Source organism: Streptomyces pinistramenti (assembly GCF_020564935.1).
Lineage (GTDB): Bacteria > Actinomycetota > Actinomycetes > Streptomycetales > Streptomycetaceae > Streptomyces > Streptomyces pinistramenti.
This window is the reverse complement of sequence record NZ_JAJCXB010000012.1, coordinates 99,636-115,893: the sequence shown is the minus strand read 5'-3', so window position 1 is coordinate 115,893 and position 16,258 is coordinate 99,636. Positions and strand designations below refer to the sequence as shown.

At 68.6% G+C, this 16,258-nt stretch carries 12 protein-coding genes and 1 pseudogene; 7 read left to right on the top strand and 6 right to left on the bottom strand.

The genetic code is table 11. From position 1 onward, the window contains the following. Positions 1 to 70 precede the first annotated feature (70 nt). Entirely contained in the window at positions 71 to 5,344 is a 5,274-nt protein-coding gene (locus tag LIU39_RS11695) for a DEAD/DEAH box helicase (protein ID WP_227046581.1), read from the bottom strand. Between the two features lie 258 nt (positions 5,345 to 5,602). Between LIU39_RS11695 and LIU39_RS11690 the strand changes: the two genes are divergently transcribed. The 3 genes from LIU39_RS11690 (at position 5,603) to LIU39_RS11680 (ending at position 7,975) form a co-directional block, all read left to right on the top strand. Continuing rightward, the gene (locus LIU39_RS11690; protein ID WP_227046580.1) at positions 5,603 to 6,574 is read left to right on the top strand and encodes a serine/threonine-protein kinase; all 972 of its coding nucleotides are present in this window, start codon (positions 5,603 to 5,605) and stop codon (positions 6,572 to 6,574) included. A 583-nt stretch (positions 6,575 to 7,157) separates the two neighbouring features. Further along, entirely contained in the window at positions 7,158 to 7,445 is a 288-nt protein-coding gene (locus LIU39_RS11685; protein WP_227046579.1) for a Fic family protein, read from the top strand. Then, positions 7,445 to 7,975 carry a Fic family protein gene (locus tag LIU39_RS11680; protein WP_227046578.1) on the top strand — a complete coding sequence of 177 codons (531 nt, stop codon included), beginning with the start codon at positions 7,445 to 7,447 and terminating at the stop codon, positions 7,973 to 7,975. The genes LIU39_RS11685 and LIU39_RS11680 overlap by 1 nt, the downstream gene beginning before the upstream one ends. Positions 7,976 to 8,128: 153 nt before the next feature. Here the strand turns inward: LIU39_RS11680 and LIU39_RS11675 are convergent, their stop codons facing one another. The 3 genes and pseudogenes from LIU39_RS11675 to LIU39_RS11665 all read right to left on the bottom strand — a co-directional run bounded on the left by LIU39_RS11675 (position 8,129) and on the right by LIU39_RS11665 (position 10,546). Continuing rightward, positions 8,129 to 8,293, bottom strand: a complete 165-nt coding sequence (locus tag LIU39_RS11675; protein WP_227046577.1) for a hypothetical protein — start codon at positions 8,291 to 8,293, stop codon at positions 8,129 to 8,131. 328 nt (positions 8,294 to 8,621) lie between these two features. Continuing rightward, positions 8,622 to 9,518 carry a tyrosine-type recombinase/integrase gene (locus LIU39_RS11670; RefSeq protein WP_227046576.1) on the bottom strand — a complete coding sequence of 299 codons (897 nt, stop codon included), beginning with the start codon at positions 9,516 to 9,518 and terminating at the stop codon, positions 8,622 to 8,624. Between the two features lie 214 nt (positions 9,519 to 9,732). Further along, positions 9,733 to 10,546 (bottom strand): annotated as a pseudogene (locus tag LIU39_RS11665) (IS5 family transposase). A 392-nt stretch (positions 10,547 to 10,938) separates the two neighbouring features. Between LIU39_RS11665 and LIU39_RS11660 the strand changes: the two are divergent. Next, positions 10,939 to 11,145 carry a hypothetical protein gene (locus LIU39_RS11660; RefSeq protein WP_227046575.1) on the top strand — a complete coding sequence of 69 codons (207 nt, stop codon included), beginning with the start codon at positions 10,939 to 10,941 and terminating at the stop codon, positions 11,143 to 11,145. A gap of 189 nt (positions 11,146 to 11,334) precedes the next feature. On the opposite strand, the gene LIU39_RS11655 is transcribed toward LIU39_RS11660, so the two are convergent. After that, positions 11,335 to 12,087, bottom strand: coding sequence for a helix-turn-helix transcriptional regulator (locus tag LIU39_RS11655; protein WP_227046574.1), 753 nt, complete (start codon positions 12,085 to 12,087; stop codon positions 11,335 to 11,337). A 352-nt stretch (positions 12,088 to 12,439) separates the two neighbouring features. Here LIU39_RS11655 and LIU39_RS11650 point away from each other — a divergent pair, with 352 nt between their 5' ends. Beyond that, positions 12,440 to 13,492: a DUF1616 domain-containing protein gene (locus LIU39_RS11650; protein ID WP_227046573.1), complete on the top strand. Its 1,053-nt coding sequence runs from the start codon at positions 12,440 to 12,442 to the stop codon at positions 13,490 to 13,492. A gap of 166 nt (positions 13,493 to 13,658) precedes the next feature. Here the strand turns inward: LIU39_RS11650 and LIU39_RS11645 are convergent, their stop codons facing one another. Beyond that, positions 13,659 to 14,198 (bottom strand): hypothetical protein, encoded by a 540-nt coding sequence (locus LIU39_RS11645; RefSeq protein ID WP_227046572.1) that lies wholly within the window; start codon positions 14,196 to 14,198, stop codon positions 13,659 to 13,661. Positions 14,199 to 14,501: 303 nt separating this feature from the next. Here LIU39_RS11645 and LIU39_RS11640 point away from each other — a divergent pair, with 303 nt between their 5' ends. Both LIU39_RS11640 and LIU39_RS11635 read left to right on the top strand, forming a co-directional pair. After that, a complete protein-coding gene (locus tag LIU39_RS11640; protein ID WP_227046571.1) occupies positions 14,502 to 14,819 on the top strand; it encodes a WXG100 family type VII secretion target in 318 nt (105 codons plus the stop codon). An 887-nt stretch (positions 14,820 to 15,706) separates the two neighbouring features. Continuing rightward, the gene (locus tag LIU39_RS11635; RefSeq protein WP_227046570.1) at positions 15,707 to 16,201 is read left to right on the top strand and encodes a hypothetical protein; all 495 of its coding nucleotides are present in this window, start codon (positions 15,707 to 15,709) and stop codon (positions 16,199 to 16,201) included. Positions 16,202 to 16,258: the final 57 nt, after the last annotated feature.

Below are 16,258 nucleotides of genomic sequence, written 5' to 3'. Positions count from 1 at the left end.
ATTCGTACGGAGTGTGGAGAGGCGCCGAACCCGAAGGCCGGCGCTCCTTGGCAAGGTGTCCGACCGCAGGTCAGCGACGAGGTTCGCCGAACACCTGAGGGTACTCGGCGACCTTCTTGGACCAGTCGTCGTCGTAGCGGACGCGGATCACTTCCCAGCCGAAGTCCTTCAGCCGTTCCTCCGCCTCCTCGTCGCGCAGCACGATGTCGTCGTGGTCGTGGTGCGGGCCGTCGACGAAGACCGCGATGGGGCCGAACCCGGTGTCGTATACGAAGTCCGGCTTGGACAGCGCCTCGCGCACCTTGATCTGCTGGTGGTCCGGGAGCCGGTGGCCGTGCGACCGCAGGTATTCGACGAAGCGCTCCTCCAGGGTGGAGTCGGCGCCCTGCCGCAGCGCATCGGCGTGCTCGTCGCGCGACCGGCCCGGGGTGGACTCGCCGACGATGCCGTCCGCGAACGCCTGAAGCAGGTCGCGCACCAACTGCCGGTCAATGACGCGGTGGTGGCGCTGATTGCCGAAGGAGAGCAGACAGTCGTAGCAGCCCTTCTCGCACGGGTCGCCATTGGTCTTCTCGTCGCCGCGGTCACGCCCCAGCTGGTCGAAGTGGGCGATCTCCAGAGCCTTGCGCGCGGCGCTGGCCAGCGCACCGGGCTCAGCCTGCAGACGCCGCAGCACGCCCGCGCCGCCCTCAGCGCTCTCGATGAACAGCAGCCGCTCACGCGGCCCGTCGTACGGCGGCAGCTCCTCGGTGTCGAGTTCGGCGTCCTCCAGCTGGAACTCGGCCTCGATGCCTCGCTCCAGGGCGTACTGGAGGGTGACGGCGGTCTCCCGGTCGACTGGCTCGGCCAGCTGGAGGACGAGGATGTTCCGGGTGTCCTGCACATACGGGATCACCGGCATCTTGCGGTTGGCCTTCTCGGCGTCCGCGAGCCCTTCCTGCTCCTGGGGGGTCTCCCGGCCACCCTTCTTGGCCGCGCCGCCCGCGAGCCATTCGCCCGTCACCGGGTCCATCCAGAAGCCGATCTCGCCCTTGGCGACCGAGCGGCGGTAGCCGAGATTTGTGAGCCGGACGGTGGCGCTGTCGCCATACGCCAGCTCGGCGAGGGCGCGGCCGGACGCGGTCTGCGCCATGGCGCGCAGTGATCCGTCACGGTCGTCCTCGTGTTTCTTGAAGCGGTAGGAGATCTCCACCTTGTAGCCGGTGCGCTGACGCTCCTCCTCGTCGGAGGAGATCCGGTCGCGGCGGTGCGTGAAGACGGTGTGCAGGTGCAGCAGACCGGTCCGCGCATCGCCGAGGCCGCTACCGCAGCCCCCGCAAACGTCCTCGCGCTGCTCCTCCGGGGACAGATAGCCGCAGCGCCCGCAGACCTTCGCGCTCTCGGTGGTCAGCTCACCCGCGGTGTCCGGCGGCAGTTGCACCCGGTCCACCTTGTAGCGGCTGCCCTCGTGGTAGATCAGCGCACCGGGCCCGAACTCCCGGATCGCGATGAACCTGGAGCGCTGCAGATAGTCGCCGTCGTAGCCGCCGCGGCTGGTGCGGCCGGTGCCCGGGATGTACGCGGCGAGCGGCAGCCGGGGGAAGGAGTAGCCCGGCAGGAAGCCCTCGGAGGCGAAGTAGCGGTAAGGGAAGAAGTCCGACATCACGGTCCGCTCGCCGCCCTGCTCGTTGCGCAGCAGCGCGAGCTGGCTCTCGGCCTGGGCGCGGCGCCGCTTGGCCTGATCCTTGGAGCGGCCCGTGGCGGTGCGGTTGAGAATGTTGCGGTGCTGGATCTCGCGCTCTTCGAGAGCCCGCCTGAAGAGATTCCGCCAGCGCTCGCAGGCCCTGCGGAAGCTGCCCGGCGCGGCCTCGACCGTCTGCTCCAGCCACTTTTCGTGCCACCAGGACGTGGCACGCAGCAGGTCGCCACTGCCGTCCAGGACAGTACGCGCCCGCGCCAGAGCGCGGCGCCGGGCACCCGGTTCGTCGATGGCCCCGGCCACCGACGGCGCCAGTTCCAGCGAGGGGTTGTCGCCGTCGGACTCGATCAGCCTGGCCATGCTGGCGCCGAGATCGAGCCGGGTCTCGGCGAGCCAGATCGCGTGCACATGAGAGGCGAGCAGATCCTCGTTGGCCAGGTCGAGCCGGGGCGGGGCAACGGCACCGGACACCATCTGCGCGCGCCGGGTGAAGTAGTACTGGTCGTGACTGTTACCGGTTGCGCAGTACGTGGTGACGAGCGCGGGCTGCCCGCTGCGGCCGGCACGGCCCGAGCGCTGTGCGTAGTTGGCGGGAGTCGGCGGCACGTTGCGCAGGTTGACCGCGTTGAGGCTCTTGATGTCGACGCCGAGTTCCATCGTCGGCGAGCAGTACAGGAGGGGAAGCCGGGTGCCCTCGCCGAACAGATCCTCGCGCTCCTGCCGGACATCGGGGTGGACCTGGGCCGTGTGCTCGGCGGCGTGCAGACCGGCGAAGGTGGCGGCGATGTCTTGGTAGAGCCGCTTGAAGAAGGCGTTGACGCGGGGGCCGCGCTCGTCACGGTAGGTGCGGCGCAGGCGGTCCACGGCGCCGTGTTCGTCGTCGCGGGCGTGCCAGCGGATGACAGTGTGGTTGATCCGATAGCCGGGCTCCTCGCCCCGCCCCTGGGAGACCTCGGTCAGAACTCCGCCGTCCGCCAGGACCCGGAGCAGGTCGCGGATGACGTCTTGGGCCTCGTCGAGGGAGAGTCCCTGTCCCCAGCCGGGAAAGGTGGTGTCCTTGCGGACATGGCGGCCGAACGCGGTGCGTCCGGTGAGGTTCAGCTCGCTGCGGCCGCGCCCGGTGCGGCCGGGGCGCCCGGCCCGCGCCACGGCGAACTTGGCCGGAGGTGGCGCCGCCTCCGTGTCGGCGATCCCCCATGCGTCGTTGAGCCGCGCCGACTCCTTGCGGAGCTCGGCGAACTTGGCCTCGGTGAAGTAGGGCGTGTCCACGGCCCGTTGGCGGCGCAGTTCATCCATGAGGACCTTGGACAGCCGGTGGCGTCCCTCGGGGGAGGCCGTACGCAGCGGGCCCGCGGTGTCCTTCCACCGGTCCTCGTCGCCAGCGATGGCATCAAGCCCCCCGTACTCCAGACCGAGCAGCCCGGTCTGCTCCAGATTGGGCATGGTGACGCGCCAGCCGCGTTCCAGGTCGAGGAAGAGGCGGTACTCGGCGACCGCGGCCAGTGCCTCAAGCGTGCTCTCGGCGAGCTCCTCGATCTCGGTGGGCTTGGCCGCGTACTCGTGCGGGGAGAGCCCCATCGCCGCCACCACTTCTTCGCCGAGCCGCTTCCAGCGCAGCCCCTTGGCGCCGGCAGCGACCATCGCCCGGTACAGGGCGCCGCGCAGCTGCGTGACCATGACGAAGTCGTTGAAGTGCCCCGACTGCAGGCTCGCGTCCTGCCGGTTGTCGACGAAGGTGAGCAACTTCCGTGCGTCCTTCTTGAGTTCGCCCTCGGGGATACTCTTGAGGTGACGCACGATCGAGGCGCTGATGACGGAGGTGGCGGTCGAGCGGCCCTCCTGGTCAAGGGTCATCAGCTTGGCGAAGTCGCGCTCCTTGACCTGCTCGTACCCGACACCGCACTCCAGGCAGAAGAGGAACGGGGCGGGCAGGTACGCCGCGTAGATGCCACCGTTCGTCTTTCCCCCACCGGTGCCGTCCGGGCGCACCCACACCGGCTGCGGCGCCCGCTTCCTGCGGCTCGCGGTGAGCACCGGGGCGCCCTTGCGCTCGTCGAAGGTGAGCCAGCTGTCGGGGAAGCGCCGCCGCTCGATGGCATCGCCGACCTGCTCCGGCCACGGATTGGCGGCCGAGATGTACAGATAACCCTGCTCGTCGTCCTCGTCCTCGCGCGTGCGGAAGGCGACGCTGCCGTCGTCCCGATCATCGCGGGCCACCATCAGGTACTCGTGTCCGCATTCTCGGCAGAAGGACAGCGGCAGCAGCAGTTTCTCGGGGGCGTTCGGGACGCGCTGCTGGTAGGTGCGGGTGATATGGCGGTCGTTCTCTCCCTCCAGGGAGACGTAGACGGATCCGCCCTTGGACAGGAACTGATGCAGCCTGAAGGCGAACAGCGGACGGTCGCCCTCCTTGCTGCGGGCGGCCGCTCCCGCCTGAAGGGTGGCCCGGATGGCCTCCGCGCAAGCCTCGTACCAACGCTCCTCGGGCTCGCCCTCCGCGATGCCCAACGCCTCGGAGCGCAGGCGCAGAGCGGCGGCCTCCACGGTGACCGGTTCGGCGCGGACCAAGAGCGTACTGCCGTCCTCGTCCTTCTTCTCGACCAGCCCGAAGGTGGTCTCGATCCAGCGGGCCAGCGGATCGGCGGCTAGCCGCCCGTACTCAGCCGGAGGGTTGTTCTCCCTTACCCGCGCCGCGAGTTCGGACGGCGTGGGCACGGCGTCCCCGGTCGCCCGCACCAGGGTCTCGCCCACCACTCGCTCCGGGGAGATCTCCGTGTCGAAGAGGGTCGAGGCGACGCGAGCGACCTCACGGCGGCGCGCGGCGGGCGTGCCCCCGGTGGCCATCGTCGCGGATGTACCCACGCACTGCAGGCCGGGCGACTGGCAGGCCTCGCGTACGCGTCGCACCAGCATGGCAACGTCGGCACCCTGCCGCCCCCGGTAGGTGTGCAACTCGTCGAGGACGAGGAAGCGCAGCCCCTTGGCCGCCCCGATGAGCTTCTCGCGCTCCTTGGGCCGGGTGAGCATCAGCTCCAGCATCACGTAGTTGGTGAGCAGGATGTCAGGCTTGGACTCACGGATGGCTTCCTTCTTGTCCTCCCTCTCCTGACCGGTGTAGCGGGCATAGGAGACCGGCTCGCTATCCTCGCCGTATCCGGCGGTGAGAAACTTCGCCAGCTCCCGTTCCTGGCTGTTGGCGAGGGCGTTCATGGGGTAGACGATGATCGCCTTGATGCCGGGCGCGGCGCCGGCCTCCTTCTCGCGCAGCACCCGGTCGACGATCGGCACGATGTAGCCGAGGCTCTTGCCGGAGCCGGTGCCGGTGGTCAGGACATACGAGTCCCGGGAGTCAGCCGCCTCGATCGCCTCCAGCTGGTGCTGGTGGAAGTGGATCGGGCGGACGGTGGCGCCCCGCTCGTCCTTACCCGTACGGAAGATGTCCGCACACGCCGGATGCAGCAATCCTCCCGGCCGCGCGAGATCCTCGACCAAACCGCCGGGCGCGAAGCTGGGGTTGAGGGAGAGATAGGGATCGGGCCACTGGTCTCCGTCGGCGAGCGACTTCGACACCTTGGCGTCGATGCGGCTGTCGTCGATCACCACCGAACCGGACGTGTACTCCTTGTAGTCCCGGATGAGCCGCTGGTGCACCTTGAAGACGTCCACGTGTTCCCCACTTGTTCCCGAGGCGGTCCGGAGCAACGGTAGCCACCTGCTGGCCGCGGTGCGCCACACTCCCCTTGATCGTACGTCGCACATAACAGCATGCCGGTGTGAACTCAGTCAATAGATAGTAGCGATCGGGGGGTTCATTCACGAATTCTCGTGCGCATGCCACACTCTCTCCCGACGCGCCCAGCCGGCGGGCGCGCCTGGCCATCAAAGGGCCGCACACAGACGGACGCGGACGGAGTCGCCCCGCTCATGGACATCGGACCTGTGATCGCCAAGCGCTACCGACTCAAGCAGGAGATCGGATCCGGCGGCATGGGAGTCGTCTGGCTCGCTCACGACGAACACCTCGGCCGCGACGTCGCTCTCAAAACCATGAACGCGGCCCCTGGCTTGACACAGGAACAGCGAGCCCGCGACGCCGAACGCTTCCGACGCGAGGCGCGCGCCGCCGCACGCCTCGACCACACCGGCATCGCCACCGTCTACGACCTCGGCGAGGAACGCGGCACACGATTCCTGGTCATGCAGTACGTGACCGGCATCGACCTTGAGGACCGGATCGCCGAACAGGAACGGCTGAGCATCGAGGAAGCAGCTTCGGTCGGGGTGCAGATCGCCTCCGTCCTCGGCTCCGTGCACGCCCGCAACGTGGTCCATCGCGACCTCAAGGGCCGCAACGTCATCATCCGCACCGACGGCGTGGTCAAGGTCCTCGACTTCGGCGTCGCAGCCTTCCTCGAACCCGGCACCTCCAAGCTCACCACCACGGGAGAGCGGCCAGGCAGCCTGGAGTGCATGGCGCCCGAACAGATCCTGGGCAAACCAGTGGATCACCGCACCGACCTGTACGCACTCGGCTGCCTGCTCCACAAGATGCTCACCGGCGAATCCGTCTTCGAGCACCGCTCGGAACTCATGCTCCCCGGCCTGATCCTGGACCAGCCGCCGATCCCCTTGCGCGACGAACGCTCCGACACCCCAGTGGACTTAGAGGCCCTCGTACTCGAACTCCTGGCCAAGGCACCGAACGATCGCCCGTCCCACGCTGGCGAGGTCTGGCGGCGGCTCGCCCCCTGGCTCCCCGAACGTGGCGACCCGGCGGACGCGCTCACTCCCTGGGCCGAGGTCGATCCGCTGCGTCCCTTCCAGCACCCGATGGGGCCGGAGGCGCGCCCGGTGCGCTCCTGGGCAAGGTCTCCACGGCCAGGCCGGCCGGGCTGATGCATGCGCCCAGCCCGCGCCTGCCACGCGCGGGGAAATCCTTCCCCGCGGGGGCGCAAGGCGCGGCTCGAATCGTTCTGACTGGCTACCGCGCCACCGCCCATCCGATTCCCGGTGGGGAATCTGCGGCTCTCTGATTCCTGGCGCGCCGGAGTCGGCCCTGACCCGCAACGATGCTCTGCAAACCCGATGCCGAGGCGCGCCAGAACGCGGGACCGCCACTGCCACTGCCGGCGGCGACGGCAGCGGAACCTCCAGCTTGGCGACCCGGACGAGCTGGAGGTTGGCATGTCTGCCACCGAAAGCCCGCCAACGGCGAGGAACGGCTGAACGCGGACGCCGATCCAGGTCCAGGCGCACTTGACTTGATGACACAATTATCGTGTCATGGCCGTGCTGTATGCGACTGCCGCCCTGAACACCGACGACCGGCGGGCCCTCGATGAGATCGAGAGCATGCGCCGCTCCCTGCGGCACATGCTCCGGGCCACCCCGCTAGACCCGCCAGCTGCGCCGCAACCTCACCACCCGCGCGATAGCCGGATCGAACACCATCGAGGGATACGCCGCGACAGTCGATGATGTGGAAGCCCTCATCTCCGGCGAGGAACCACTGGAGACCGGCGAGAAAACGCGCGCCGAGCTGGAGGGCTACCAGCGCGGCATGACCTACATCCAGGCCCTCGCCGACGCCGGAGACGACTTCCGCTACGACGCCGGCCTGCTCAACGGCCTGCACTTCATGCTCCAGGGCCACCACCTCGACAAGCGCCCCGGCCGCTGGCGCGACGGACCTGTCTACGCCACCAGCCCCAACGACCCTCTGGTCCCCGCCTACACCGCACCGGAGCAGGCGGACGTCCCCCTCTGATGGCGGAGTTCACCGAGTGGCTCAATGAGGGCGACCTCGACGCCCCGGTCCATGTCCGCGCTTCCATGGCCCACCTCAACCTCGTCAAGATCCACCCGTGGAAGGACGGCAACGGGCGCATGTCCCGCGCCCTGTCCACCCTGGTGTTCTCCCGCGAGGCTCTGATGCCGCCCGAGTTCTCCTCCATCGAGGAATGGCTCGGCCGGGGCCAGAACACGTACGCCTACTACCAGGTCCTGGAGGACGTGGGCGGCCCGCACTGGAGTCCAGAGCGGGACACCCGGCTCTGGATCCGGTTCTGCCTGACCGCCCACCATCGCCAGGCCCAGCAGGCCCAGCGCCGCTTCGGACGTCATTTCGCGAGCCTGGACCCGCCTGGTCGAAGGCGTCGAAGCAGCCGGCCTGGACGAACGGGTCGTCTACGCCCTGCTGCCCGCGTTCTCGGACGCGAAGGTGCGCCGCACCGTCTTACCAGCAGGACGCCGACCTCAGCGACCAGCAGGCCATCCGAGACATCCGGGAGCTCGTAGCCCGCGGCTGGCTCGTCCCCCACGACAAGGCCCGCGCCCGCTACTACGCCCCTGGCCCGCTCATGGCCCGGTCCGGGAAGAGGTCCGCCAGTCCATGGAGCCGTACACGGATCCCTACCGGCGGGAGCGATGACCCACCCACCCTCGGCGCGGCTATGCCGCCAGGGTGGCCGAGGCGTCCTGCATCTCGTCGAGCCGCTGCCGCAGATCTTGCTCCTGGCCACTGATGCATTGCGCGTACGTGGCGAACAACATGGCAACACTGGTGCCGGCCCACTCGGCCACCTGAGCAGGCGGGATGCCGTTGTTCAGGCACATCGTCAGCCGGGTGCGCCGAAGGTCGTACGCGTCGTCCTGTCAGTGATGCGTATACGTGCGGTGGCAGGATGCACTGCGGGCGTGGTCCCACATGCGGCGGTGGACGGAACCCGCGAGAACTCCGTCGTGCTCCCCAGGAACGAGTCGGTCGTCGGGGAGCAGGCCCGCCTCCTGAATACGCGCCCGCAAAATAATCGACAAGCTCGGAGGGCACGGCACTATGCGCGTTTCACTCTCTGCTCTGCCTTTCAGACCTCGCTGATCGTGCCGGGTTCCACTGTCGGTCCACGTACGCCCGATCTCGGGCTCGGCGGCGTGTACCACGATGTCAGCCCACGTCCCCTCCCCCCGAGGCAGGCACGACAAGGTCTGAGACACGCAGCGCGACAGCTTCTTCCGGCCGGAGCCCCGTGAAGTACAACGTGGCGAAGAACGCATGCAGTCTTTGCCCGCTGCGCGGCCGATCGCGAATCCGCTCGAGCAACTGCGCCGCTTGCTGCTCATTCAGCAGACGGCGTCGGTCGATCACACCAGCAGACCGCGGAACGAGGTTCCGCCCCTCAGGAACCGGATCGGACAGCAGAATCCCGCGAACGATCGCATACCGCATCACCAGATGCAGAACCCGCCGATGTCGCTTCACGGACGAGGCCGCCACCCGTCTCCCGTCCAGCAGCGTGCCCAGTACCAGCAGCACGTCCTGGACGGTCAGCGGATCAGTCCAGGCGTCCATGGTCGGAGTGTGCCGCCGCACCCAGCCGAGTACCGCGACTACGTCCTCCGGGGCATCGTCGCGGCGGCCCGTGTTGAAGGCCCAGTCGCTGAGCGCCGTACGGACCCGCCGAGAAGGGACGCCCGGTGGATCCCGGTCCATCAGCGCAGTGGTGACGATCATCAACGTGCGAGCAGTGTTCTTCCGGTGATTCGCTGACACACGCGGCCACTGAGCGTCCGCGAACTGGACGGCGAAGTCGTACCACCCGACCGAGGAAGCTCTCGGCTCATGTCGTTCCGACAAACCGGTCGACATGCTGAACGGCTCTCCGGTGTGCGTCGCGGTCACCAGCTCCGCTCGGAAACCGTCGGCCAGTGCGAAAGTCTGGAACGTCTTGCGATGACGCTTTCCACCGACAGACCAACGGACCCCATAGGACTCGCGCAGCTTCCCGGAGCCCCTCTCGATCTGCCAGACCCTGACGTCAAAGGTGGTATCTATGGTCCGCACCTCGATCCGGTCCCGCCTGTGGCGCCCCGCCTCGCGGAAGCCAACGTCCTCGAATTGGTACCGGCTCTTCCTCCATGATTCCACCACCCAACCGGCCAGCAAGGTCGTCCCACATGCGTCCCCCAAAACAGCTGACGATGCGTCACTGGGCGACAAAAGAGCAGGTCAGGGCGTTAGAGATATGATTAGACTGAGTGCCTTCTTAGACGGTGTCCTACATGGTGAGTTTGAGGAGCCGCTTGTAGCAGCAGAGTGCGGCGGCGAGGCCGAGGAAGGCCAGGTAGTTGGTGGGGTGACGTTCGTAGCGGTGGTTGAGTCGGCGGTAGCCGGTCAGCCAGGACATGGTCCGCTCGATCACCCACCTTCGGCGCCCGAGGCGCTCGCTGGTTTCGATGCCTTTGCGGGCGATGCGTACGCCGATGCGTTTGCCCCGTAACCATCGTCGCAGGTGAGGGACGTCGTACGCCTTGTCGGCGTGGAGTCGCTGAGGTTTGGAATCAGCTGCGTGGGATTCGTGTCCCATGTGGAATGGGACAGCATCGGCTTCAGTGCGAGGCTGTCGTGGGTGTTGGCCGCGGAGAGTCCGACGCGTAGGGGCAGTCCGTCCGCGTCGGACAGGACGTGCATCTTGGAACCGGGCTTACCCCGGTCCACGGGGCTCGGACCTGCAAGTTCGCCCCTTTTTTAGCGCGCACGTGGGCAGAGTCGAGCATGGCCCGGGACAGATCTACCAGGCCCTGCTCGTCGAGGAGTTGCAGCACCTTCTGATGCAGCCGGCCCCAGACACCTGCCCGCGACCAGATGACGAACTGTCGGTGCACGGTTGGCTTCGACGCTCCGAAGCACGGTGGCAGAGCCCGCCAGGCGCACCCGGACACCAGCACGTAGATGATCGCGGCGAAGACCGCCTCGTCATCGATGTTCGCCACCCCGCCGCCCTGCGGCCGTACCTGCACCGCGGGCAGCAAAGGCTCCGCGATCTCCCACAACCCAACTGGCACAATCCAGTCCCACCGCCCGCTCCCCATAGAAGCGGACTACCCCAACTCACCATGTAGGACACCGTCTAAGCACTTGGCCGCAGGTTCGAGTCCTGCCGGGGGCACTCTTCTCCGCCTGTTCCTCAGCCCTCCGTCGCGGAGGGCTTTTTTGCGGGTCAGGGGCTGTTCAGCGGGCGCGGCGCGGTGGCTTCGGCGGAGCCGGACCGACTGCCGGTGGCGGAGCCGAGTCCGGCTGACGCCGGTTTTGTACGGCTCTCGGCGGCTGTTCTTCCCGAGAACTTCCCGAAGTTTTCGGGCGGGCGCTTCGAGGCCGCGCGTCCCGCAGGCAGTTGCTGTTGCTGGGGGCCTTCGATCCGTCCACGGAGCTCGGTCGGCTGGCGGGTGTCCCCGAAAGCTCGTCCCTTGAGGTCGCGGGGCTCATGGGGCTCGCGGTCGCCCGTTCACTTGCTGCCGGCCTCGGGCTCGGCGGTGTGGAGCAGGAACTCCCCCCACCCGGCGGTCGGCAGCGTGGCGGCATCGACCCGCAGCGCGACGGCTTCCTCCGGATGCAGGCCCGGGTGATAGCGGGTGGCGCAGAACGCACGGAGACGGTGGGCGGTGCGGGGGCGGTCACCGATCCGGGATAAGGATCGTGCGTATCCCGGGACTCAGGAGGGGCCTCGTCGCGGCGGTTCTTGTTGAACGCGTGCTCGCGCAGGGCCTTGCGGGCCTGAACCGGGTCGCAGGGCGTCGGTTGGGCGTGCGGATCAGGGCGGAGGCTGCAACCGGACCGCGCGTGGGTGTCCGCGCCCTGGCCTCGGCTGCCCGTCGCACCGTCAGTTCTTGCCGAGCAGCAGGGAACGGGAGCGGGCGGACCTCGTGACGGGCGCCCGGCCCGGTGTGGCCGGCGGCGGCATGGCGTTGGCGTCGACCACCACATGGGGATCGCGCAGCAGGCCCAGTTCCATGGCGGTGCGGGTGAGGTCGGCCTTGTTACCGACGTTGAGCTTGGCCCGGATGCGCTTGATGTACGTGCTGACGGTCGCCTCCGTCAGGCCCATCCGGCGGCCTATCTGACTGTGCGTCAGCCCTTCGGCGAGCAGCCGCAGGGCCTCCAGTTCGCGGCGGGCGAGCGAACGCGGCTCGACGTCACCGGGCTGCTGCAACTCGTTCCGGAGGCGGGGCACGAGCGTCGACGAGAGGTGGAAGCCGCCGCTGAGAACCGTGTCGACGGCGCGCAGCAGCTCCTCGTCGTCCGCCTGATCGGTGACGCAGCCCAGCACGCCGGCGCGGACGGCCTCCAGGAGGCGGTAGGGCCGGGCGAAGTCCGAGATCAGCAGCACCGGGGCGCAGGCGACGAGGCGGGCGAGGGTCTGTGCGGGCAGTTCCTGCGCGGTGTGGTCGTACGCGGGCGGGCCGTAGAGGATGGCGTCGGGGGCGTCGGCGTCCGGGGCGTCGAACGGAAAGTCCCGCACATGCTCCACCGCGGCGACCACATCGAACCACGAACCCTGGGAGAGCGCCCGCTCCATCCCATAACGGACGAGATTCTGTTGCTCGATAATGGCGATGCGCGCACAGCTAGACATGCGTATTCCTGTCGTCAGATCAACGCGTCACTCCGAGTCCCCCCGAGCGACACAGTAGCGGAGAACCGACTCGGCGCGTCCTCAAGGTACCGGACGGGAATGCACCGGACGAGCTCGGCAGCGCACGGACCAACGAGAATCTGTCACCGAGCGGGACGGAGGCACCGGCGCCTCGGCTCGCGTTTCCAGGTCACGATGGAATGACGCTTCCGCGGTTGCGCAATGGTTGCATACAGATCCCTGAAGACAAATCGCTCAAGGTGAATCCAATTTCCTCTGGGGGCCTTTCGCCTTTACGTCCGCGGGGTATCTTTGCCGCTGTCCCTTACGGCTGGATAATTGGAGTGCGAACGTGGCTGACCAGGAAAAGCCCCCACAGCCTACCGGCAAGGCGCCGGGCCGCCTGCCCGAGGAGGACCGGCACGGCTTCGTCTCCGCGTTCGTGGGCGGCGTACGCCCCGAGGGCGAACAGGGCAAGCCGGGAAAGCGGCTGGTGGCGATCGGCATCGCGGTCGTCGTGGCGATCGGCGTCGGCGCCCTCGCCGTCGGCGCGCTCACCAGCCCCGACGACAAGAAGAACCAGGCGGACAAGGTGTCCCCGGCGGCAGCCACCGGCAAGGCCGACCCCCGCCCGAAGGGCCAGGAGTCCCCCAACGGCACCACCGGGGGCAAGGGCGGCAACGGCGGCGCGGGCCGGCAGGACATCACCCCGGAAGGCCGGCAGGACATCACGCCGAAGGGCCGTCAGGAGATCCCCGCGCCGGACGCCCGGGACACCACGGGCTCCGCGCTGACCCCGCCGAGCCCGTCGACCACCGCCACCACCACCAAGGCGGAGAAGGACAAGACTCTGTCCCGCAGCGCCGTTCCTGCGTTCTCCGCGCTGGCCGGCTACGGCTGCCCGTCGAACGCCTCCGCGGGGATCTGGACGAAGGACGCCAACTTCGACAAGAAGGAGGACGGCTGGCTCAAGACCGCCACCGGCGGTTACACGGGCTCCGGCTGCACCGGCCGGTACCTCTCCGTGCCGATGTCCGGGTCGGCGACGAAGTACGACCCGGCGCAGTACGTCCTGTGGAAGTTCGACTACAGCGCCAAGATCAAGGGCGCCGCGTCCTGCCGGCTGGCCGTGTACGTGCCGGACAACCCGAAGATCCTTTACGTCGGCGGCAGCCCCGCCAAGTACGCGATCTACGACGCCGACCGCAGCGGCGGCACCGCGACCGGTTCCTTCGACATCGACCAGGTCCGCAACCGCGGCAAGTGGCTGTCCCCCGGATCGTTCAAGGTCACCAGCGGCCGGGTGACCGTCAGGATGTTCAACACCGGCATCGACTACACGTCGTCGACGAAGCACGCGCACGACGTCGCGGCGCCGATCCAGCTCAGCTGCACCCCGGCGTGACCGGCCGGTCCGGCGGCGCGGCCGCACCACCCGCGCGGCATCGCGCGCCGCTGGACCGGACGCAGTCGTCACCGCCCGGTACGCACGCCGAGAACCTCACGCCCGGCCGGGCGAATGCGTCAACCAGCGGGCCCGGACGTCCCGTTCAGCCGGTACGCCGGTGCGATCAGGTGTCCACGATCGACTTGCCGGACGGCTCGGGGAAGACCGACTGGTGGTCGGCGCGGGCGTAGTAGGTGCCCGCACGGTCCAGCAGGACGATGTACCGCCCGAGCAGCTCGATGGCGTTGGCGCACTCCATCAGCACGTTCTTCATGCCGGGGTACATGTACGGGCCGAACTTCTCGGCCGCCGAACGCACCCCCGGGTCCGCCTCGACGAGAGGCCCCTCGGGTTCGGCGAACGTCGGCTCGTGCGCGTTCCGCTTGTCCAGCGAGGTGGGGGACGGCTTGGGGATGTGCTCCGTGTAGGTCGCCTGCTCCCCGAAGACGGTGTGGGAGGCGTCGGCGGCGAGGACGAGCGCTTTGAGTCCCTCGTACCGCGTGACCATGTCCTTGGAGGAGTCCAGCAGGACCGACATGCTGTCGGCCATGTCACCGACGTTGACGCTGAAGGCCGAGTGGGTCTCCGCCCTGACCGGCTTCCCGCCACTGCCCTCGCCCTGCGGCATGAAGGTGTCGATGTTCGGGGCGGTCGCCCAGAGCATGTACAGCGTCGGCGGGGCCTCCGCCCCCGGGGGCGGGTCCGTATTCGACCCGCTCGAATCACCGCCGCCATCCGACTTGATGGGCACCCGGTGCGGGCCGTACCGGGAGTCTTTCGGTTCCACTGCCTCAGTCGCCTTCCGCCGCGCTCACCCGGGTAGGGTCCGGTTCGCCTCATCCCATCCGACGCGGCGACCTCCGGACAGGTCCCCGTTCGGTGGCGCCCACCTCCCCGTAACGGGGACGTCAGGACGCCCCGGAATCGGGACATGCCTCCGGACGAAGCGGGCACTTATGGTCACCGAATGGCCTCTCACAGCCTGACCCTCACAGAGTTCCGGATCGAACTCGGCCTGCTCCACGACACCATCGGCACGGTGGACGGGTGCACCACCTCCATCGAGGAGGACATCGCGGCCGTGAAGGAAGCGTTCCGCCTCGCCGAGCTCGTCTGGCAGTCGCCGTCCAGCGCGTCCTTCGGCAGCCTCCAGCGCGAGTTCAGCACCAACATGGACACGCTCGTCACGCTGCTGCACGAGATGAAGCGGCGGATGAAGACGGCGTACGACACCTATCACGAGGTCGAAGAGACGAACACGCGGAACTTCCACAAGAAGCACTAGCGGCCTGGTCACCAGGTCTTGTCGGCCTCCTACCGCACCGGCGCCCGAGGCGGGCCGCCACAACGCGGAGCCGGTGATGTGCCGCGGTCGGCCGGCAGCAGTGTCCCCGGCTCCGGCCGGTCCGGGAGAGCGGGCACCAGCTGCTGTTCGTGAACCGGCAGCGGCCCTGTCGCCGCGGCGAACACCGCGTGCGTCCCGCACTCCGCCAACGCAGCCGGTGTCACCTGGATACGCACTGCGGCCCCAGCCTGCGGCGGGCCCGGCCGATCGCTCCGGTCGTCGGCACCCGCCGCAACTTCTCCCACCGCCGCGTGATCAACGGCCCGGCAGGCGACGGCGCCCGCCGTCCCCTCCCTCGTCATCACACCGGGACAGTGCGGTGCTGCCCCACATCTGATCCCCGTGCTCGGACGCATCCGTGACCCCCCGTCCTGCACCTGGGCGCGGGTGCCAACCCTGTCCGGTGTCAGCGGCGGCTGCCTGCCGGCAGTACGAAGCCCCGGCTCAGGCCCGCCGGCGAGGCCCCGCCCCGGGCACGTCAGCGGAACGTCAGCGTTACGTCAGCGGCGGGCCGGATACTCGTCGGCATGAGCAGACTCAAGGCCGCTCCCGTGGCGGCTGCTGTCGCCGCCCACGTGGACGTCCATGGGTGGGGAGTGGCGCAGCGGCACCGATGTTGACTGCCACCTGCCCGGCCCGGACTGCGACTTCGCCATCGACGTCATGGGCACCGACGGCAAGTGGTGGCACAACGTCCGCCATCGGACGGGGAACCGGGACGGCCGTCCGCAAGACGTACTGCTCTCTCGGCCCACGAGCGGGGAGCCTTCCGGCGCCACCCACGGGGTGGTGGCGCTCCCGTGTACGTACGACCTTCAGGAGCATCGGTGAGCCCCAGTGCGGACCCCACACCCGAAACGCCGGTCGTCTACGGCCAGGTCGGCGGCGTGCACTCCAAGATCACCGTCGACGGTGAACTTCTCCGGACCTACGGGGAGCAGATCGGCGGCCCCGACGGCGGAGGCGGCTACGTCGAGGATCTCGGCTCCCAGGTGTCCCGGCTCTTCAAGGCGCTCGCCGAACTCCAACTCGGCTGGGCGGGCCAGACCCAGGAGGAGGCCGAGGGCTTCTTCAAGCGCCTGGACGCCTGCATGACGAGCCTCTTCGGCAAGACCGGTGACGAGCAGAGCCAGGCGAACAGCGTGCTGGCACGGGTCGCCTTCTCGCTGACGCTCGCGGGCAACAACTACCTGTCCGCGGAGGACGCGATCTCCAAGGAGTTCGGCGACTTCGCTTCCCAGCTTCTTTCCTGGGGAGGAGGAAGCGGGCAGAAGGAGAACGCGACCGACTCCACCAAAACCGCGATCGGCGAAATTTTCTGACCTCCGGACTCCTGCTCTCCTGACCTCTCTCTGGCCCCTCCCGGGTCGCTTCTCTTT